This window comes from Streptomyces sp. NPDC088124, from assembly GCF_040685895.1.
Lineage (GTDB): Bacteria > Actinomycetota > Actinomycetes > Streptomycetales > Streptomycetaceae > Streptomyces.
The window spans coordinates 53989-73600 of record NZ_JBFBJB010000001.1; the positions used below are offsets into that span (position 1 = coordinate 53989).

The 19612-nt window shown below is 71.6% G+C and carries 18 protein-coding genes; 7 read left to right on the forward strand and 11 right to left on the reverse strand.

Translation table 11 applies throughout. From position 1 onward, the window contains the following. From AB0P17_RS00240 to AB0P17_RS00255, 4 genes are all read right to left on the reverse strand, one after another. The coding region (locus AB0P17_RS00240) for a hypothetical protein (RefSeq protein WP_365806141.1) at nt 1-1091 on the reverse strand (1091 nt) is incomplete at its 3' end. A 175-nt stretch (nt 1092-1266) separates the two neighbouring features. Beyond that, nucleotides 1267-2262 (reverse strand): ABC transporter substrate-binding protein, encoded by a 996-nt coding sequence (locus tag AB0P17_RS00245; RefSeq protein ID WP_365806143.1) that lies wholly within the window; start codon nt 2260-2262, stop codon nt 1267-1269. 34 nt (nt 2263-2296) lie between these two features. Beyond that, nucleotides 2297-3088 (reverse strand): ABC transporter permease, encoded by a 792-nt coding sequence (locus AB0P17_RS00250; RefSeq protein WP_365806474.1) that lies wholly within the window; start codon nt 3086-3088, stop codon nt 2297-2299. Between the two features lie 2 nt (nt 3089-3090). Then, entirely contained in the window at nt 3091-3783 is a 693-nt protein-coding gene (locus AB0P17_RS00255; protein WP_365806145.1) for an ABC transporter permease, read from the reverse strand. A 153-nt stretch (nt 3784-3936) separates the two neighbouring features. Here AB0P17_RS00255 and AB0P17_RS00260 point away from each other — a divergent pair, with 153 nt between their 5' ends. Beyond that, nucleotides 3937-5133: a betaine/proline/choline family ABC transporter ATP-binding protein gene (locus tag AB0P17_RS00260; RefSeq protein ID WP_365806147.1), complete on the forward strand. Its 1197-nt coding sequence runs from the start codon at nt 3937-3939 to the stop codon at nt 5131-5133. Between the two features lie 51 nt (nt 5134-5184). Here AB0P17_RS00260 and AB0P17_RS00265 read toward each other — a convergent pair whose 3' ends face one another. After that, a complete protein-coding gene (locus tag AB0P17_RS00265) occupies nt 5185-6300 on the reverse strand; it encodes an alpha/beta hydrolase-fold protein (RefSeq protein WP_365806148.1) in 1116 nt (371 codons plus the stop codon). Between the two features lie 146 nt (nt 6301-6446). Between AB0P17_RS00265 and AB0P17_RS00270 the strand changes: the two genes are divergently transcribed. From AB0P17_RS00270 to AB0P17_RS00295, 6 genes are all read left to right on the forward strand, one after another. After that, nucleotides 6447-8480, forward strand: coding sequence for a phosphatidylglycerol lysyltransferase domain-containing protein (locus AB0P17_RS00270; protein WP_365806150.1), 2034 nt, complete (start codon nt 6447-6449; stop codon nt 8478-8480). A gap of 72 nt (nt 8481-8552) precedes the next feature. Continuing rightward, entirely contained in the window at nt 8553-9455 is a 903-nt protein-coding gene (gene folP, locus AB0P17_RS00275) for a dihydropteroate synthase (protein ID WP_365806152.1), read from the forward strand. 8 nt (nt 9456-9463) lie between these two features. Further along, on the forward strand, nt 9464-9979 hold the full coding sequence (locus AB0P17_RS00280) for a nuclear transport factor 2 family protein (protein WP_365806476.1): 516 nt from the start codon (nt 9464-9466) through the stop codon (nt 9977-9979). 193 nt (nt 9980-10172) lie between these two features. Then, complete coding sequence (folB, locus tag AB0P17_RS00285) at nt 10173-10532, forward strand: dihydroneopterin aldolase (protein WP_365806154.1); 360 nt, start codon at nt 10173-10175, stop codon at nt 10530-10532. Next, nucleotides 10529-11143, forward strand: coding sequence for a 2-amino-4-hydroxy-6-hydroxymethyldihydropteridine diphosphokinase (gene folK, locus AB0P17_RS00290; protein WP_365806155.1), 615 nt, complete (start codon nt 10529-10531; stop codon nt 11141-11143). The genes folB and folK overlap by 4 nt, the downstream gene beginning before the upstream one ends. A 118-nt stretch (nt 11144-11261) precedes the next feature. After that, complete coding sequence (locus AB0P17_RS00295) at nt 11262-11762, forward strand: DUF3180 domain-containing protein (RefSeq protein WP_365806157.1); 501 nt, start codon at nt 11262-11264, stop codon at nt 11760-11762. A gap of 42 nt (nt 11763-11804) precedes the next feature. Here AB0P17_RS00295 and folE read toward each other — a convergent pair whose 3' ends face one another. The 6 genes from folE to dacB all read right to left on the reverse strand — a co-directional run bounded on the left by folE (nt 11805) and on the right by dacB (nt 19494). Next, complete coding sequence (gene folE, locus AB0P17_RS00300; protein WP_365806159.1) at nt 11805-12410, reverse strand: GTP cyclohydrolase I FolE; 606 nt, start codon at nt 12408-12410, stop codon at nt 11805-11807. A gap of 116 nt (nt 12411-12526) precedes the next feature. After that, complete coding sequence (gene ftsH / locus AB0P17_RS00305) at nt 12527-14554, reverse strand: ATP-dependent zinc metalloprotease FtsH (RefSeq protein ID WP_365806160.1); 2028 nt, start codon at nt 14552-14554, stop codon at nt 12527-12529. 201 nt (nt 14555-14755) lie between these two features. Next, nucleotides 14756-15316, reverse strand: a complete 561-nt coding sequence (gene hpt, locus AB0P17_RS00310) for a hypoxanthine phosphoribosyltransferase (protein ID WP_365806162.1) — start codon at nt 15314-15316, stop codon at nt 14756-14758. Between the two features lie 93 nt (nt 15317-15409). Further along, complete coding sequence (gene tilS, locus AB0P17_RS00315; protein ID WP_365806164.1) at nt 15410-16552, reverse strand: tRNA lysidine(34) synthetase TilS; 1143 nt, start codon at nt 16550-16552, stop codon at nt 15410-15412. A 187-nt stretch (nt 16553-16739) separates the two neighbouring features. Beyond that, nucleotides 16740-17867, reverse strand: a complete 1128-nt coding sequence (locus AB0P17_RS00320) for a zinc-dependent metalloprotease (RefSeq protein ID WP_365806166.1) — start codon at nt 17865-17867, stop codon at nt 16740-16742. Nucleotides 17868-17973: 106 nt separating this feature from the next. Continuing rightward, nucleotides 17974-19494: a D-alanyl-D-alanine carboxypeptidase/D-alanyl-D-alanine-endopeptidase gene (gene dacB / locus AB0P17_RS00325; protein ID WP_365806168.1), complete on the reverse strand. Its 1521-nt coding sequence runs from the start codon at nt 19492-19494 to the stop codon at nt 17974-17976. Between the last annotated feature and the right edge of the window lie 118 nt (nt 19495-19612).

The following is a 19612-nucleotide window of genomic DNA, read 5'->3' on the forward strand; positions in this document are numbered from 1 at the left end:
ACGTCCGCCGGTACGGGGGCGTCCGCCGGTACGGGGGCGTCCGCCGGTACGGGGGCGTCCGCCGGTACGGGGGCGTCCGCCGGTACGGGGGCGTCCGCCGGTACGGGGGCGTCCGCCTCGGCGGCCGGGGCCCGCGCGGGGCCCGGGGTCTCCGCCTCCTCACCCGGGGCCGTCACCGCGCCGGTTCCGGTGCTCGTGCCGGTGCCCGTACCCGTGCCGGTGCCCTCCGGGTCCGCGGGCTTGTCGCCATTCTGGTCGTGCTGGTCCTCCAGGACATGCGCGCACTGGGCGCCGAAGAAGTCGAAACCGCCCTCCGGGCGCCGCGCGGGCCGGCCCGCCGGGGAGTACGGGACGATCGCGGACGCGACCGGTACGCGGGGTGCGGAAAGCGCGGGGGCGGCGGACGACGGGCGGCTGTGCTGCTCGGCCCCGGCGGCCGCCGCGTGCTTCCCCTGCGGCTCCTCCTCCGCCTCGGCGGCCCGCTCCGCCAGATCGCGGGCGCGGGCCGCCTCGACGGTCCGCTTCACCTGCTGGGCCACGCCGTTGCGCGTCAGCTCGTCCAGGGCGCGCGCCGCGCCGACGTACGCGGCCTTGCCCGGTCCACTGCTCGCGGCGGTCAGCGCCTTGGGCTCGGCCGCCGCCTCCAGGGCGAGCTGACGCCGCCCCTCCAGCGCGGTGGCCCGCTCCGTCTCGGCGGTGGCGTACCGGCGCAGCAGCGCGGCGTGCTCGCCGCGCAGGCCCGCCAGTTCGATCCGCTTGGAGCGGAGCTTGGCCTCCAGCTTGACGCGCAGCTCGCGCGACTCCTCGACGTCGGCCTCCAGCTCGGCCGTACGCTCCTCGGTCTTCCAGTGGTCGCTCTCCCGGCCGCGCGTCAGCTCGGCGACGCGGCGGCCCGCGTTCCGGTCCCAGCTCCGCATGAAGACCGCGCCGCCGACCGCGGCGGCGGCCGCCGCCGCGGTCAGTCCACGGAGCACCAGGGGATCCGCGAAGAGCCAGGCACCCGCGGCGCAGAGGACCGCGGCTCCGGCGACCGCCGTCGGCGGCAGAAGCTTGTGGAGAGGTGGGGAATGGCGGTGGCGTCCACGTGGCATGGCCTGAAATTTACCGTGCGTGGAGGCCGATTGGGGAACCGGTCGGACAATCTTTCTCCGCCTGTTGCCGGCCCTCCGCCCCCTTCCCTCCCGTTCGTCTCCTGTTTCCTCTACAGAACTCCGTTTTGCCGGTTGCCTCTTACCGCTCGTTTACCGATCACGCGGCGCGCTTCGGCTACTTCTTGACCAGACCTTTGGACTCCAGATACTCCTTGGCCACGTCCTCGGGCTTGGCGCGCTCGGCATCGACCTTGAGGTTCAACTGCGCGAGATCCGCGGTCGTCAGGGTGTCCGTCAGCTTGCCGAGGGCATCGGCTATCTCCTGCGCACCGGCGTCCTTGGCATTGAGCACCGGCAGTACGTTGTCCGCGTTCTGGAGCTTCTTGTCGTCCTCCAGCACCACAAGTCCGTAACTGTCGAGCGTGCCGTCGGTGGTGGAGCTGAGGGCCATCTGGTCGACGCCGTCCTTGACCGCCTGCTTGGACTGCGGCGTGCCGACTCCCTTGGGGTCGATGCCCGCCACGTCGATGCCGTAGGTCTTCTTGAGACCCGGCGCGCAGAAGGGCCGTACCTCGCACTCGTCGCCTGCGGCGATCTTGACCTTGATCTTGGATTTTCCAAGATCGGAAAGAGTCTTGAGGTTGTTCTTGTCCGCGAATTCCTTGCTGACCGCGAAGGCATTCTGGTCCACGGCCTGTCCGGCGGGGAGCACCTTCAGCCCGCGCGGCTCGGCGAGCTTCTTCAGCTCGGCGACGGTCGCGGCGGCGTCGCTGGAGGCGAGGGGCTTCTGCTGCGCCGCATCGGCTCCGTTGACCTTGGCGTTGAGGAATTCGGTGATCGTCGCGGCGTATTCGGGCACCACGTCGATCTCGCCCTTCTCCAGGGACGGTTCGTACAGCTCACGGTTCTTCACGGTCGTGACGGACGTGGCGTAGCCGGCGTCGCCCAGGATCTGGGCGTACAGCTCCGCCAGCACCTTGGACTCCGTGAAGGCGGCGGCGCCGACGACCAGGGAGCCCTTCTTCCCCGACCCGGCGGCCGCGTCGGATCCGGAGCCGGAGTCCGTGCCGCTCTTGTTCTTCTCCAGGCTGTCACCGCCGCACGCGGCGAGTGACACGGTCAGCGCGGCGACGGCCAGTACGGCGCTCGCGAAACGCGAGGTTCTGCTCATGATGTCCACTCTCCAAAGGGGCGAAAAGCCTGTCTCACACGGTCGTCGTCGCACCGTGGTCGGTCGCGCGGTCGGTCGCGCGGTCGGGCGTGCGGTCGGGCGTGCGCGCGGGGGTCCCGCCGTCGGCGGGGGTGTCGGCGCCCGGGTCGGCCGGGGTTCCGGCGAGGGACGGCGCCGGGTCGATCAGGCGGTCCAGCGCCACCAGCGCGCCCTCCACGAGCAGCGCCAGGAGCGCGACGAGGAGCGCGCCCGCGACCACCTGCCCGGTGTCGTACGTGTTGAACCCCGCGGTGATGATCCGGCCGAGCCCGCCCTGGCCCACCATCGCCGCGATGGTGGCCGTGGCCACCACCTGGACGGCGGCCGACCGGAGCCCGGTCATGATCATCGGGTAGGCGAGGGGCAACTCCACGCGGACGAAGACCTGGCGCCCGGACATCCCCATGCCCCGCGCCGCCTCGACTACCGCCGGGTCCACCTCGCGCATACCCACATAGGTGTTGGTCAGCAGGGGCGGCACCGCGAAGAGCACCAGCGCGATGATCGTGGGCACCGAGCCCGAGTTGCGCAGCGGCGAGACCATGAAGAGCGCGAGCACGGCGAAGACGGGCACCGCCCGCCCCACGTTGGAGATGTTGACCGCGAGCGCGCCGCCCTTGCCGAGGTGTCCCAGGAAGAGGGCCAGCGGCAGGGCTATCGCGCAGGCGAGCGCCAGCGCGACCCCGCTGACGACGACGTGCTCCTCCAGCCGGTGCCACACCCCGCCGTCGCCCGACCAGTTGGCGCCCGTCGTCAGCCAGCCCCACGCGTCCCCGAGGACACCCATGGTCACCCCACCGCCTTCGCCTCGCGCGTGCGTATGCGGGTCCAGGGCGTCAGCGCCCGCTGGACCCCGAGCAGCAGCAGGTCGGCGACGACGGCGAGCAGCACGCACAGCACGGACGCCGTCAGGACCTGTGCCTTGAAGAAGCTCTGCAAGGCGTCCTCGATGAGATTGCCGAGCCCGCCGCGCCCCACGATCGAGCCGACCGTCGTCAGCGCGACCGTCGACACCGTGGCGATCCGCACACCGGCCATGAGCGCGGGCAGGGCGAGCGGCAGCTCGACCTCCCACAGCAGCCGGCCCGGTCCGTACCCCATCCCGCGGGCCGCTTCCCTGGCCTCTTCCGGCACCGATGCCAGCCCCGCCATGATGTTCCGGACGAGAATGGTCAGCGAATAGAGCACCAGGCCCGTGATCACCAGACCGGCCGAGAGCCCGAAGAGCGGCAGCAGCAGCGAGAACATCGCGAGCGAGGGAATCGTGTAGAGCAGGGTCGTCAGGCCCAGTACGGGGGCGGTGAACGACGGCCGGCTCCGCGCGAGCAGCGCGAGCGGAAATGCGACCAGCACTCCGATGACGACCGAGACGACCGTGATCCACACATGCTGGACCGTGGCGTCGATCAACTCCTGGCTACGGGAGCGCAGATATTCTCCGCAGATCCAGTCGTTCGCCGCCAGGCATCCTTGCGTACCCATCCACCCCCGCCTCCCCCGTCCGGCCGCGCCCACACGCGTCGGCCTCCACAACCTCCAACTCCGGCGACCCTATCCCCGACCTCTGACATTCGCGGAAGCCCGCCACATTCCAGCAACATTGCCTTCACACAACGCGCCGCACAATGGGGAACCATGATCCGATTCGAGCATGTCACCAAGCGGTACCCGGACGGCACCACCGCGGTGGACGATCTCTCCTTCGAGGTCTCCGAAGGCGAACTGGTCACGCTCGTCGGACCTTCCGGCTGCGGCAAGACCACGACCATGAAAATGGTCAACCGCCTCATCGAACCGTCGGAGGGGCGGATATTCCTCGACGGGGACGACATATCCGCGATCGATCCGGTCAGCCTCCGGCGCCGTATCGGCTATGTCATCCAGCAGGTCGGCCTCTTTCCGCACAAGACGGTCCTGGAGAACACCGCGACCGTCCCCCATCTCCTCGGCTGGCAGCGCGCCAAGGGCCGGGCGCGCGCCGCCGAACTCCTCGACCTGGTCGGACTGGACCCGTCCGTCTACGGCGACCGCTACCCCGAGCAGCTCTCGGGCGGCCAGCGCCAGCGCGTCGGGGTGGCCCGCGCCCTCGCCGCCGACCCGCCCGTCCTGCTGATGGACGAGCCGTTCGGCGCGGTCGACCCCGTCGTACGCGACCACCTCCAGAGCGAGTTCCTCAGGCTCCAGGCGGCCGTGCGCAAGACCGTGCTGTTCGTCACGCACGACATCGAGGAGGCCGTCCGGCTCGGCGACCGTATCGCCGTCTACGGGCAGGGCAGGATCGAGCAGTTCGACGCCCCGGCGGCGGTGCTCGGCGCCCCGGCCACCCCGTACGTCGCGGACTTCGTCGGCGCGGACCGCGGCCTGAAGCGGCTCTCGGTCACGCCCATCGAGGAGGGCGACCTCGAACAGCCGCCCGTCGTCCATCTCGACGACCCGCTCGCCCGCGCCGCGGCGACCCTCACCGGGCAGGGCGCACGCTGGGCCGTCGTCCTGGACTCCGACGACAACCTGCACGGCTGGCTCGCCGCCGAGCAGGCGACCCGGGCCGCCGGCGGTGGCCCCGGAGCGGCGGGGACCGTACGGGAGCACGCCCGCCGGATGGAGGCGTGGCTGCCGGTCGGCGCCTCGCTCAAGCAGGCGTTCGCCACGATGCTCCAGCACGACGCCGGGTGGATAGCGGTCATCGACCGGGAGGGGACGGGACGGTTCCTCGGGGTCCTCACCCCGGCGCGGCTGCACGAGGCGCTGCGCCGGTCGATCGACGCGGACGCGCAGGCCATCGACCGTACGGAGGTCGAGCTGGAGACCGTCAGCAAGCTCGTCGCACCGTGAGGAGCCGCCCCGGTCCGCGCAGGAGGCTCCTCGGTCCGCGCAGGCGGCGCCTCAGTTCGCGCTGAGCCTGCCGGACATCCACTCCAGGGCCGGCGGGATCTCCCGGCGCCAGGTGTTGAAGTTGTGCGCACCGCTCTTGAGGATGATCGACGACACCTGCGCGGGCGCCTTGACCTTCCGGATGAACCGCTCGGTGTCCTGGAGGTTCCGCTCGCCCTTCCTGGAGCTGGTGACGAGCAGCGACGAGTCTCCCTGGCGCACATGGTCCAGGCTCCACAGCAGGTCGGCGCGGTCCCGCAGCCGCTGGTCGCCGTGGAAGAGATCGCCGGTCGTCGGGTCCTCCGCCGCCTTGTAGTACGCGGAGAGTCCGGCGCCCACCGCGTACTGCTCCGGGTGGTGCAGGGCGATCTTCAGCGCGCAGTAACCGCCGGTGGAGTTGCCGATGATCCCCCAGTTGCGGGGCGCGTCCTTGACCCGGTACGCCGCCGAGACGGCCCGGGGCAGGTCCGTGCCGAGGAACGTCTCGGTCTGCGGGCCGCCGGGCACGTCGACGCACTCGGTGTCGCGCGGCGGCGCCACGGTGGGCCGCAGCATCACCAGGACCATCGGCTGCATCGCACCGCGCCTGGCGAGCTGCCAGGCGGTCGTCGGGTAGTTCAGGCCCTTGATCAGGTTCTCGGCCACGCCCGGGTAGCCGGTGAGCACCACCGCGGCCGGGAAGGTCTGCCGCGCGAACTGCGGCTGGAAGTACTCGGGCGGCAGATAGACGTACGCGGTGGTGTCGATCCCCGACGCCGCTCCCGCCACCGCGACCTTCTGGATCTCCCCCGCCCTCGCCGGCCGGACCGCGCCGGGCACGGCCGGGCGCTGCGTGTCCATGATCGTCACATGCCTGCCGTCCGCCACCGCGTGACCGACCACGGAACCCAGCTCCTGCTCCTGGCCGAAGAGGTCTCCCCAGGTGCCGTAGAACAGGAAGTACTGGTTGGCCGCGAGGCCCACCGCGGCGAAGATCGCCACCTGGGTGGCGAAGGTGAGGCCGATCCTGCCGAGCACGGCCCGCGCCGTACGCCGCGACAGGCGCGGCCAGAGCCAGATGGTCACGACGAACAGCGCCACGGCCAGCAGAACGGCCAAGGCCAGGACCTTACGACTGGTGAGACCCATGTCGACCGAGCTTTCTTCCGGGAGATTTTCCCGGATGCAGAGGAACCCTCCCCCCGAAAGCCCCGTCCTAGAGGGCGCAAAATGTCCGGGCCCGCGAAGAAGAAGCGGACTCGGGACCACACTCTCTCGCGGAGCCACGGGAAGCGATGTCTGTGACGCTAGATGGGGATAAATCAGGATCGGTTCCGGATCGGGCGGGGCACTCCACCGGAGCGCCCTCCCACAAGTCACCCGAGGCACCCACGGCAACCCCGCCCGTCACGTCACTCCGGACACCTCAGGCACCAGAGGCACTCCGGTCGCCCGAATCCCCGCAGCACCCGCGACGCACACAGCACCCACAGCACCCACCGTCCGTCGCGCGCCGCCTGCTCCGCGGCCCTCACCCCGAATCGGTCCCCCGGCTCGTCGGCACGGCCTGTGCCCTCATCGGTCTCGTCGACATCGCCGCGGGCGTCTTCCCGCGCTTCCGCCACAGCCGGATGCACTCCCTCGCCGAGGTGCTGCCGGGGGCGCTCGGCCCCTTCGCCGCCGCGCTCTCACTGAGCGCCGGCGTACTCCTGCTGCTGCTCGCGCACGGGCTCAAACGGCGCAAGCGCCGCGCCTGGCGGGCCACCGTGTTCCTGCTGCCGGTGGGCACCGTCGCCCAGTTCGGCTACCGGCACTCCCTCATCGGCGCGCTGCTCTCGCTGGGGCTGCTCGCCCTGGTGGTGCGCCACCGCGGGGAGTTCGCCGCCCTGCCCGACCCGCGCAGCCGCTGGCGGGCGCTGGCGAACTTCGTCGTGATGGGCGCGGGGTCCATCGGCCTCGGCCTGGTCATCGTCAGCGTCCACCCGCACCGCACCATCGGTAACCCGAGCCTGTCGGAACGGCTCGAACACGTGCTGTACGGGCTGTTCGGCGTCGACGGCCCCATCGACTACCGGGGGATGGTCAGCGGCACGGTCGGCTACTCCCTCGGCGCGCTCGGCCTGCTCACCGCGCTCACCACCGCCTATCTCGCCTTCCGGCCCGCACACCCGGTCGCGCACCTCACCGCGGACGACGAGCGGCGGCTGCGCGCCCTGCTCGACCGGCACGGCGGCCGCGACTCGCTGGGCCACTTCGCGCTCCGCCGCGACAAGGGCGTGGTCTTCTCGCCCAGCGGCAAGGCGGCCGTCTGCTACCGCGTGGTCTCCGGGGTGATGCTCGCCAGCGGCGACCCCATCGGCGACGTGGAGGCGTGGCCCGGCGCCATCGAACGGTTCATGGACGAGGCGAAGGCCCACTCCTGGACCCCGGCCGTGATGGGGTGCAGCGAGACCGGCGGCGCGGTCTGGACCCGCGAGACGGGGCTCGACGCGCTGGAGCTGGGCGACGAAGCGGTGGTGGACGTGCCGGATTTCTCCCTGCGCGGCCGCGCGATGCGCAACGTACGCCAGATGGTGACGCGCATCGAGCGGGCCGGCTACGTCACCCGTGTACGCCGCGTCGGTGACCTCTCCGACGACGAGGTGGAGCGGATCCGCGACGCCGCCGACGACTGGCGCGGTACGGACACGGAGCGCGGCTTCTCCATGGCGCTGGGCCGGATCGGCGACCCCGCCGACGGCGACTCGGTGATCGCCACCGCGCACCGGCCGGACGAGGAGGCGACGGGCCCGTACGGCGACCTGAAGGCCGTGCTCCACTTCGTCCCGTGGGGGACGGACGGGATGTCCCTGGACCTCATGCGCCGCGACCGCTCCGCCGACCCCGGCATGAACGAGCTGCTGATCGTCGCCGCGCTGGGCGCCGCACCCGCGCTGGGCGTGGTGCGGGTCTCGCTCAACTTCGCGATGTTCCGCTCGGCACTGGCCCGCGGCGAACGCCTGGGCGCGGGCCCCGTGCTGCGCGGCTGGCGCGGGCTGCTGGTCTTCCTCTCGCGCTGGTTCCAGATCGAGTCGCTCTACCGCTTCAACGCCAAGTTCCAACCGCGCTGGGAGCCGCGTTACGTGGTCTTCCGCTCCCCCGGTGACCTGCCGCGGATCGGGTTCGCCGCGATGCAGGCGGAGGGCTTCGTGACGCTGTCGCTCCCGCGCCCGCTGCGCCGCCTCGGCCGCACCAGGCGCCACCCGCCCGGCGGCGGCCGCACCCCCGGCACCGGCCCCGCCGGCCGCCGTCCCGATCCCGGGGTCCGTACCGCGCGGGAGATGGCGTAGGGGTTCCCCACGGGGCCCGCGGAACGACCGGCCCCAAGGTGGGGCGTATGAGCAGGCCCTAGGGTGGGGCATATGAGTACGTTGCGCGGGCGCGGCACGGTCCAGGGGCTGCCGGAGTGGGACCGGTGTGCGGTCATGGGGGTCATCAATGTGACGCCCGACTCCTTCTCCGACGGCGGCCGCTGGTTCGACACCACGGCCGCCGTCAAACGCGGCCTGGATCTCGTCGCCGCGGGCGCCGACCTGGTCGACGTCGGCGGCGAGTCGACGCGGCCCGGTGCGACGCGGGTCGACGAGGACGAGGAGCTGCGGCGCGTCGTCCCCGTCGTGCGGGGCCTGGCCTCCGAGGGCGTCACCGTGTCCGTCGACACGATGCGCGCCTCCGTCGCCGAGCAGGCCGTCGCCGCGGGCGCGGCGCTGGTCAACGACGTCAGCGGCGGGCTCGCCGACCCGGCGATGGTGCCCGCGGTCGCCGCCGCCGGGGTGCCGTTCGTCGTGATGCACTGGCGCGGTTTCAGCGAGGAGATGAACAGCCGCGCGGTCTACGAGGACGTCGTCACCGAGGTCGTCGCCGAACTGCGCGCACGGATGGACGCGGTGGTCGCGGGCGGTATCGCCCCCGAGCGCCTCGTGGTCGACCCCGGACTCGGCTTCGCCAAGCGGGCCGAGCACGACCTGGAGCTCCTCGCCCACCTCCCCGAGCTGCGCACGCTGGGCCGGCCACTGCTGGTCGCCGCCTCACGTAAACGGTTCCTCGGCCATGTCCTCGCGGGCGGCGACGGCGCCCCGCCACCCGCCCGGGAGCGCGACGCGGCCACCGCCGCGGTCTCCGCGATCGCCGCCCACCGGGGCGCCTGGGCGGTCCGGGTCCACGAGGTACGGGCGACCGCCGACGCGGTCCGGGTGGCCCGCGCCGTCGAGGGAGCCCACGGCCCGGCCCGGGACGACCGAGGCGCGGCCGGGGCCGAGCGGTGACCGCGCGGATGGACAGCGGGGTGCCGGACGACAGCGGGCCCACGGACAGCGAGCGGGTCGAGCAGGCCAACACCACGTTCTACGAGGCGATGGAACACGGCGACATCGAGGCCCTGTCGGGGCTCTGGCTGGACGGCGAGGACTCCGGCGTCTCCTGCGTCCACCCGGGCTGGCCGGTGCTGAGCGGGCGCGGTGACGTGCTGCGCTCGTACGCCCTGATCATGGCGAACACCGAGTACATTCAATTCTTCCTCACCGATGTCGAGGTCTCCGTGGGCACCGACACCGCCCTGGTGACCTGCACCGAGAACATCCTCAGCGGCGGCCCCGCCGAGGACGGCAATGAGCTGGGACCGCTGGTGGGCCAGCTCGTCGTCGCGACGAACGTGTTCCGGCGCACACCGGAAGGGTGGAAGATCTGGTCGCACCACGGTTCACCCGTTCTGACCGAGACTGACGATGCCGGCGCGAACGGCGGGCACGGAGAGAACGACGCGAACACAGACGACGTGCCACCCGCGTGAGTGGGTAAGGGGTCCGTGTGGATTGACCGCGAGAACCCGCGGGTAGGGGCGCCTACCAGTTGTGCGGCGCCCTTCCCCGTCACCCCGCGGGGCAGCACTGTCGGTGCCCGCAGGTAGATTCAAATGTGGGCACAGGGCCGCACCCGTTCGCGACCGGGTGCCCCGACGACCAACGACAGCAGGAGTGATTCGCGTGGATCGTGTCGCGCTGCGCGGCCTCAAGGCCCGCGGGCACCATGGCGTCTTCCCCCGGGAGCGCGAGGAGGGGCAGACCTTCATCGTGGATCTGGTGCTCGGCCTCGACACCCGGCCCGCGGCGGCCGACGACGACCTGGCGAAGACCGTCCATTACGGCATCGTGGCGGAGGAGGTCGTGGAGGTCGTCCAGGGGGAGCCCGTCGACCTGATCGAGACCCTGGCGGAACGCATCGCCCAGAGCTGCCTGAAACACGACGGCGTCCAGGAGGTCGAGGTGGTCGTGCACAAACCGGACGCCCCGATCACCGTGCCCTTCGACGACGTGACCATCACCATCACCCGGAGTCGAGTATGAGTCTGTTTCCACCGAACGGGCCGCAGAGCGACCCCACGGTCCAGCCGGTGCCCGCCTCCGTGGTCGCCCAGGTGGACGCCGCGGACAGCACCCTGTCCAACCCGCACCGGGCCGTGGTGGCCCTCGGCTCCAACCTCGGGAACCGGCTGGAGACCATCCAGGGCGCCATCGACGCCCTGGAGGACACCCCCGGCGTCCGGGTCAAAGCGGTCTCCCCGGTGTACGAGACGGAGCCCTGGGGCGTCGACGCCGGCTCCCAGCCGTCGTACTTCAACGCGGTGGTGGTCATCAAGACGACGCTGCCGCCGTCCTCGCTGCTGGAGCGCGGCCAGGCCATCGAGGAGGCCTTCGACCGGGTCCGCGACGAGCGCTGGGGGCCGCGCACGATCGACGTGGACATCCTGACGTACGCGGACGTCGTCTCGGACGACCCGCGGCTCACCCTCCCGCACCCGCGTGCCCACCAGCGCGCTTTCGTCCTCGCCCCGTGGCACGACGTGGATCCGGAGGCACAGGTTCCGGGCCGCGGCCCGGTGGCCGACCTGCTGACCGATGTCGGACAGGAGGGCGTGCGGCCCCGCTCCGACCTGGAACTGCGCCTGCCCGAATAGTCGTACGGGACGGCCCGTTAGGCTCTGCGAGGCGGGCCGGCTCGGGCGGGTCCCGGTCGGGGCGGGTCGGTTCGGGGCGGATCGACCCGGCGGAGCGAAGTGAAGGGCGGCTTTCTCGGTGAAGCAGTTGCGGATCGGCGTCCTCGCCGGCCTGTTCGTGGTGGCTGGTGTGCTCTCCTGGGCGGCCGCCCGCCTCTGGGACGCGTTCGGCACCCTGCCGAGCGTGCCGCTCGCGGCGCCCATCGTGCTCGCCGCGATCGCCGCGGTCCTCGCCGCGACGGCCCTCGCCCTGCGCTCCCGGCTCAAGGCCCAGCGGGAGCGCCGTCCCGGCGCGCGGGGCGTCGATCCGCTGATGGCGGCCCGCGCCGTGGTCTTCGGCCAGGCGAGCGCGCTGGTCGCGGCCCTGGTCTCGGGGTTGTACGGCGGTACGGGCGTCTTCCTGCTCGGCTCCCTCGACATCCCCGCCCGCCGCGACCAGGCCATCTACGCGGCCTTCTCCGTGCTGGCGGGCATCGCGGTGATCGTCGCGGCGTTCTTCCTCGAACGGGTCTGCAAGCTCCCGGAGGACGGCAACGGCGAGGGCCACAAGAACGGCGCCGCCCCGGCCGGACCCGCCTGACCCGGCCCCGGGGCCACGGCAGCGCCCGCCGAACGAGAGGCCCTAACGGGCCAGGATCAGGCTCATCGCCTCGGCGCGGGTCGCCGGATCGCGGAGCTGGCCGCGTACGGCCGACGTGATGGTCTTCGCACCCGGCTTCCGTACGCCACGCATCGACATGCACATGTGCTCGCACTCGATGACCACGATCACCCCGCGCGGCTCCAGGATCTCCATCACGGACTCGGCGATCTGCGTCGTCAGCCGCTCCTGGACCTGCGGCCTGCGGGCGTAGACGTCCACGAGGCGGGCCAGCTTCGACAGTCCGGTGATCTTGCCGTCCGTCGACGGGATGTAGCCGACGTGCGCGACCCCGACGAACGGGACGAGGTGGTGCTCACACGTGGACGTCACCTCGATGTCCTTCACCATGACCATCTCGTCGTGGCCCAGGTCGAACGTGGTCGTCAGCACGTCCTCGGGGTTCTGCCACAGCCCGGCGAATATCTCCTTGTAGGCGCGGGCCACCCGGCCCGGAGTGGCCCTCAGCCCCTCGCGGTCCGGGTCTTCCCCGACCGCGATCAGCAGCTCACGCACGGCATTCTCGGCCCGCTTCTCGTCGAACTCGCGGACCGGATTCTCCCCGTCCAGCGTCACCGGGTCGGTCATGTGTGCCTCGTTCCTGTGCCGTCCTCGTGTGCGGTCATACGAATGCCGCGCCCCCACAGGCTAAAACCTGGGGGACGCGGCATCCATTCCGGGCCCTCGGACGGCCCGGTCCGCTGTCAGCTCTCCGGACGCTCCTCCGGAACCGCCTCGGTGGGCGTCTCGCCGGAAGTCACGGCGGGCATCCCGCCGTTGGACCCCGAGGCGCCGTTGGTCAGCGCCAGCTCCTTGGGCGAGAGCACCGGCGGACGCGTCGACGGGGTACGCCGCGACGAGCCGGTCCACGCCGGACGGGACGGGCGCTTCACGATGGTCGAGAAGATCTCCGCGATCTGCTCCTTGTTGAGCGTCTCCTTCTCCAGGAGCGCCAGGACCAGATTGTCGAGTACGTCACGGTTCTCGACCAGGATCTCCCACGCCTCGTTGTGCGCGGTCTCGATGAGCTTCTTGACCTCTTCGTCGACGAGCGCGGCGACCTCTTCCGAGTAGTCGCGCTGGTGCGCCATCTCCCGGCCGAGGAACGGTTCGGTGTTGTCGCCGCCGAACTTGATCGCGCCGAGCCGCTCGGTCATGCCGTACTGCGTGACCATCGCCCGCGCCGTGGCCGTCGCCTTCTCGATGTCGTTGGCCGCGCCGGTGGTCGGGTCGTGGAAGACCAGCTCCTCCGCCGCGCGCCCGCCCATCATGTAGGCGAGCTGGTCGAGCATCTCGTTGCGCGTGGTCGAGTACTTGTCCTCGTCGGGCAGGACCATGGTGTAACCCAGGGCCCGGCCGCGGGACAGGATCGTGATCTTGTGCACCGGGTCGGAGTTCGGAGACGCCGCGGCGACCAGGGCGTGACCGCCCTCGTGGTACGCGGTGATCTTCTTTTCCTTCTCGGACATGATCCGGGTCCGCTTCTGCGGGCCCGCCACGACGCGGTCGATCGCCTCGTCCAGGGCGTGGTTGTCGACGAGCTTCGCGTCACCACGCGCCGTCAGGAGCGCGGCCTCGTTCAGCACGTTCGCCAGGTCGGCGCCGGTGAAGCCGGGCGTACGACGGGCGACGGCGCCCAGGTCGACGTCCGGGGCGACCGGCTTGCCCTTCTGGTGAACCTTGAGGATCTCCAGACGGCCCTGCATGTCCGGGCGGTCCACGGCGATCTGCCGGTCGAACCGGCCCGGGCGCAGCAGCGCCGGGTCGAGGATGTCCGGCCGGTTGGTAGCGGCGATCAGGATGACGCCGCCCTTCACGTCGAAGCCGTCCATCTCCACCAGGAGCTGGTTCAGCGTCTGCTCGCGCTCGTCGTGCCCGCCGCCGAGGCCCGCGCCGCGGTGCCGGCCGACGGCGTCGATCTCGTCGACGAAGACGATCGCCGGGGCGTTCGCCTTGGCCTGCTCGAAGAGATCGCGCACCCGGGAGGCACCGACACCGACGAACATCTCGACGAAGTCGGAGCCCGAGATCGAGTAGAACGGCACTCCGGCCTCGCCGGCGACGGCGCGGGCCAGCAGCGTCTTGCCCGTACCGGGCGGGCCGTAGAGCAGCACACCCTTCGGGATCTTGGCGCCGACGGCCTGGAACTTCGCCGGTTCCTGGAGGAATTCCTTGATCTCGTGGAGTTCCTCGACCGCCTCGTCGGACCCCGCCACGTCGGCGAAGGTCGTCTTCGGGGTGTCCTTGGTGATGAGCTTGGCCTTGGACTTCCCGAACTGCATGACGCGCGATCCGCCGCCCTGCATCTGATTCATCAGGAACAGGAAGACCACGACGATCAGCACGAAGGGCAGCAGCGAGAACAGCACCGAGAGGAACGGGCTCTGCTTCGAAGGCGAGACCGTGTAGCCCTTGGTGATGTCACCGTTCTGGAACTTCGTTTGGAGCGTTGCGGCCAGCGAGGATCCCTGATTGCCGATGTAGCTGGCCTGGATCTTGTCGCTGCCCTTGATCTTCAGGCCGTCCTTGAGGTCGACCTTGATGATCTGGTCATCGCCGGTGGTCAGTTTGACCTGCTCGGCCTGGTTCTTGTCGATCGCCTGGACGACCTCACCGGTGTCCACCGTCTTGTAGCCGCCCGAAGAGCCGACGACCTGCATCAACACGACCACGGCGAGGACGGCCAGCACGATCCACATGACCGGCCCACGGAAGTATCGCTTCACGTCCATCCATACGGAGCGAAGTCGCCCCGTCCCTCCTGCCCGTAGGTAAATGCTGCTGTGAGAAAAGACTGTTCCTGGGAAGGTACCCCAGCATCATGGCCCGCGACCGCACGGGACGGCTGGCGAACCCGTCTTCCCCTGCTCCAACGGCGCGCGCCGGGGAGAGGTTCCCGGCGGCGGTCGCCGCGGCCCGTCCCAGGTCCGGTGTCAGCCGCCGTAGACATGCGGCGCGAGAGTGCCGACAAAGGGAATATTGCGGTACTTCTCCGCGTAATCCAGGCCGTATCCGACGACGAACTCATTGGGAATGTCGAAGCCGATCCATTTGACGTCGATCGCGACCTTTGCGGCATCCGGCTTACGGAGCAGGGTGCAGACCTCCAGCGAGGCCGGCTCCCGCGAACCGAGGTTGGAGAGCAGCCACGACAGTGTCAGTCCGGAGTCGATGATGTCCTCGACGATCAGGACGTGCCGGCCCTTGATGTCGGTGTCCAGGTCCTTGAGGATCCGGACCACGCCCGAGGACTGGGTGCCCGCCCCGTACGAGGAGACGGCCATCCAGTCCATCGTCACGGGGGTGGACAGGGCCCGCGCCAAGTCCGCCATGACCATCACGGCGCCCTTGAGGACACCGACGAGAAGCAGATCCTTGCCTGCGTACTCCGCGTCGATCTTCGCGGCCAGTTCGGCCAGCTTCGCGTCGATCTCTTCCTTGGTGATGAGCACCGACTGGAGGTCGCTGCCCATGTCCTTGTCGTCCACCCGCATCACTTTCGTTGTCGGCCAGGGGTCCGGGGCCGGACGGACGTGCGGGAACACGTCCTGGCGGCCCGGGAGACACAGCCGTAGTGCATCAGCGCTTCAGCCCTGCCGGATGACCAGTCTGCCACCCTGCCTCCTGGCCTCCACGCGGCCGGGCAGATTGATGGCTCCCTGGCCGCGCCAACCCGTGATCAGGCGGTCGACCTCTTCGATGTGACGGGCGAACAGCGAACCGGCCGGGGCGCCCGCGGCGATGGCCGCCCGGCGCAGCACCCGGCGGCGGACGGCGGGCGGCAGCGCGTAAAGCCGCGCGCAGGCGAGCTGCCCCGTCTCGTCCCGTACGGTCCCCTCCGCGTCGGCGGCCCAGGCGTCGAGGGCGTCGGCGTCGTCGCGGGAGAGCTGTGCGGTACGGGCGAGGGCCTCGACGACGCCCTTGCCGAGGGCCTTCTCCAGGGCCGGCAGTCCTTCGTGGCGCAGCCGGGAGCGGGTGTAGGCGGGGTCGGCGTTGTGCGGGTCGTCCCAGACGGGGATGGACTGGACCAGGCAGGCCTTGCGGGCGGTCTGCCGGTCGAGCTGGAGGAAGGGGCGCCGGTAGCGTCCGGCCGTCCCCGAGACGGCCGCCATGCCGGACAGGGAGCGGATGCCGGAGCCCCGGGCGAGGCCGAGGAGGACGGTCTCCGCCTGGTCGTCCCGGGTGTGGCCGAGGAGGACGGCGGCGGCGCGATGGCGTTCGGCGGCGTCGTCGAGGGCGGCGTAGCGCGCGTCCCTGGCGGCGGCCTCGGGGCCGCCCGCCCGTCGCCCGCCGCCTCCCGCGTTCGGTCCGCTGTGCGCCACCCTCGTCGATTCGAGTCCCACGGTGACGGCGACGGACTCGACGGGGTCGAGGCGCATGGCGCGGAGCCGGGCGACGACCTCGGCGGCGCGGAGGTCGGAGCCGGCCTGGAGGCCGTGGTCGACGGTGACGGCACCCGCCCGTACGCGGAGCTTGGGCGCCTCGAAGGCGAGGGCGGAGGCGAGCGCCATGGAGTCGGCGCCGCCGGAGCAGGCGACGAGCACGAGCGGGTACGCGTCGTCGGCGAGGGGGGAGTGCGGGGTCGGGGAGGTGTGCGAGGTCGAGGAGGGGTGCGGGAGCGGGGAGGCGTGCGAGGTGGCGGAGAGGAGTTCGGCGTGGTCGGTGAGGACCTCGTGAAGTACGCGGCGGACCGCCAGGCGTATCGCCGCGACCGCAGGATGGGGACCCATATCCGGTGCCCTTCGTGATGTTATTTGGGGGGTGCCTCGGTCGGAGTAAGGACGGAGAGCGTCACTCAGAGTGCGTCGATGGTGACAGAACCGAGCCATTACCCGAGCATTGCACGCCTATCCCTCACTCACGGTCCCTCGGATGGGTGATACGCGAGGCGTCCTCCTGCCACATGTCAGCTCCCGCTCACGAATCCGCCTTACGGTGCACCCGCGCGACCCAGTCCGCCGGTTTGGCGATCTCCGCTTTGGTGGGGAGGGTGTTCGGCGAGGTCCAGACCCGGTTGAAGCCGTCCATCCCGACCTGGTCGACCACGGCCCGTACGAACCGCTCCCCGTCGCGGTACTGGCGGAGCTTGGCGTCGAGGCCGAGCAGCTTGCGCAGCGCGAGGTCGAGCCGGCTGGCGCCGCGGGCCCTGCGCTGCTGGAACTTCTCGCGGATCTCGCCGACGGAGGGCACGACCTGCGGCCCCACGCCGTCCATCACGAAGTCGGCATGGCCCTCCAGGAGGGACATCACGGCGGTGAGCCGGCCCAGGATCTCGCGCTGGCCCGGGGTCTGCACCAGCTCGACGATGCTCCTGCCGTCCTCGTCCCGCTCGCCCTCGGGACGGCCGCCCGCGAGGGACTGCGCGGCCTCGCGCAGCCGCTCGACGACGGTCATCGGGTCGACGTCGGTCTGGTCGAGGAACGACTGGATTTCGCCCTGGAGATGGTCGCGCAGCCAGGGCACGCCGGTGAACTGCGTGCGGTGGGTCTCCTCGTGGAGCGCGACCCAGAGCCTGAAGTCGTGCGGGTCGACGTCCAGTTCCCGTTCGACGTGGACGATGTTAGGGGCGACGAGCAGCAGCCGGCCGCCGTCCGCGGCCGCCGGGAGGTCGCGGGTGGCGGGCGCGAACGTCTCGTACTGGCCGAGGACCCGGGAGGACATGAAGGAGAGCAGCATGCCCACCTCGACGCCGGTGACCTTGCCGCCGACCGCGCCGATGACGGCGCCGCCGGGACCGCCGGGGCGGCGCTCCAGCATCTTCTCGAACAGCGGCTTCAGCAGTTCGCGGAAGCCCGCCACGTTCGCCTTGATCCAGCCGGCCCGGTCGACGACCAGGACGGGGGTGTCCGGTGGCTCGTGTCCCTCGGGGATCATCTTCGTGTACCCGCGGACGTGGTCCTCGGCCGCCTTGGCGTGCCGCCGCAGCTCCGCGACGATCTCGCGCGCCTCGTCGCGGGTGACCTCGGGTCCCGGCCGCGCGAGGCGGGTCGCGGTGGCCACCGCGAGGTTCCAGTCGACCATCTCTGCACCACCGATGCTCGTCATGCGTCAACCGTACGTGGTCGGCCCGGAGAGCGGTGAGGTGTAGGGCGCCCGGTTCTTCCCTTGGTTCGTCCCCTAGGGGCCCCCTACGGGACGGGTGACCGCCCTGCTAGGGGGCCGCCGATTCCCCGGCGGGGAGCGGTGCCGGCGGCTCCGAGGGGGCCGTGGGCGGGACCAGAGCGGCGGAGAGCCGGTCCAGGGCCGTCTGGGCGGTGTCGGGGGCTTCCGTCCGCCCGGCCAGGAAGGCGAAGGCGAGGAGCCTGCCGTCCCCGTCGACGACCGTGCCGGCCAGGGCGTTCACGCCGGTGAGCGTGCCCGTCTTGGCCCGGACGAGCCCGGCGGCGGGCGAGGCGTCCCCGTACCGGCTCCTGAGGGTGCCGGTGAACCCGGCGACCGGCAGCCCGGTGAGGACGGGGCGCAGCTCCGGGTGGTCCGGGTCGGCGGCACGGGTCAGCAGGGCGGTGAGCAGCGCGGCGCTGGCCTTGTCCTTGCGGTTCAGTCCGCTGCCGTCGGCGAAGCGCGTCCCCTTGAGGGGCAGCCGGAGCCGCGCCAGCTCCGCCGTGACGGCCCGGCCCGCGCCCGCGAAGCTCGCGGGTTCCCCGGCGGCGATCGCGGTCTGCCGGGCGAGGGATTCCGCGATGTCGTTGTCGGACTCGGTCAGCGCGCGTTCGACGAGGTCGGACAGGGGCGCGGAGAAGGTGCGCGCGAGCCGTTCCGAGCCCTTGGGCGCCCTGCCCGCGGAGGGCGGCTCGGCGGTGCGTACGCCCCGGTCGTGCAGCAGGCTCGCGAAGGTGCGGGCGGCGTCGCCCGCCGGGTTGCCGCTGCGGGGCGCGGGGCCGGTCGTGGACGCGTCGAGCCGCCCCTGTCCGGCCATCAGGGGGACCACGGGAGCGATGTTGTCGTTGGGGCCGATGGGGTGTTCCCGGGGGCCTGTGTAGAGCGAGGTGTCGTAGCGCAGCTCGACCTTGGTCACGCCGCTGTCGCGCAGTGCGCGGGCGGTGTCGCCGGCGAGGGCGGCCAGCCGCTTCCGGTCGAGGGTGGCGTCCCCGCCGCCGACCAGGGTGAGCCGGCGCCGGTCCGGGGTGGCCAGGACGATGGTGGGGATGCGGTGGCCGGGGCCGAGCGCGGAGAGCGCGGCGGCCGTGGTCGCGATCTTGATCGTGGAGGCCGGGGTCATCGGGGTGGCGGCGCCCCTGCCGTACAGGACCTCGCCGGTGGCCGTGTCGACGACGGAGGCCGTACGGGAGGGGCCGAGCGCGTCCGCGTCGAGCAGCCTGCCGAGCGTCCGGCCGAAGTCGGGGGAGGCCGTCCCGCGCGCGGCCTCGGGGCGCGTGGACTCCGGGTGCGCGGACTCGGGGTGCGCGGTGCCGGAACGGGTGGTGCCGGAACGGGTGGTGTCGGGGGCGAGCGCGCTGAGCACTCCGGCGGCGCTGGGGGCGGGCGCGGGCGTGCGCGGCGCGGACGGATCGTGATGTGCGCCACCCGCGCGGCCCTGTGCGACCGCCCACTCCCGCTCGGCCTTACGCTGTCCGGAGTCCCAGGGGCCCGCCGCCACCACCGCCACGGCGGCGAGGGCGAGACCGATCGCGGCGGAACCCGCCGCGACCTGCCATGCTTTCGGCTCAACCACGGCTGACCAGCCCCTTTCGCGATCACACTGCTGCGTGGGGGACACTTAACCACTGCGCCTCGCCCCGAGCATGCCAGCCCGGCCAGTAACGGCCTGTCAGGCCGGGGGTGGGGACCGG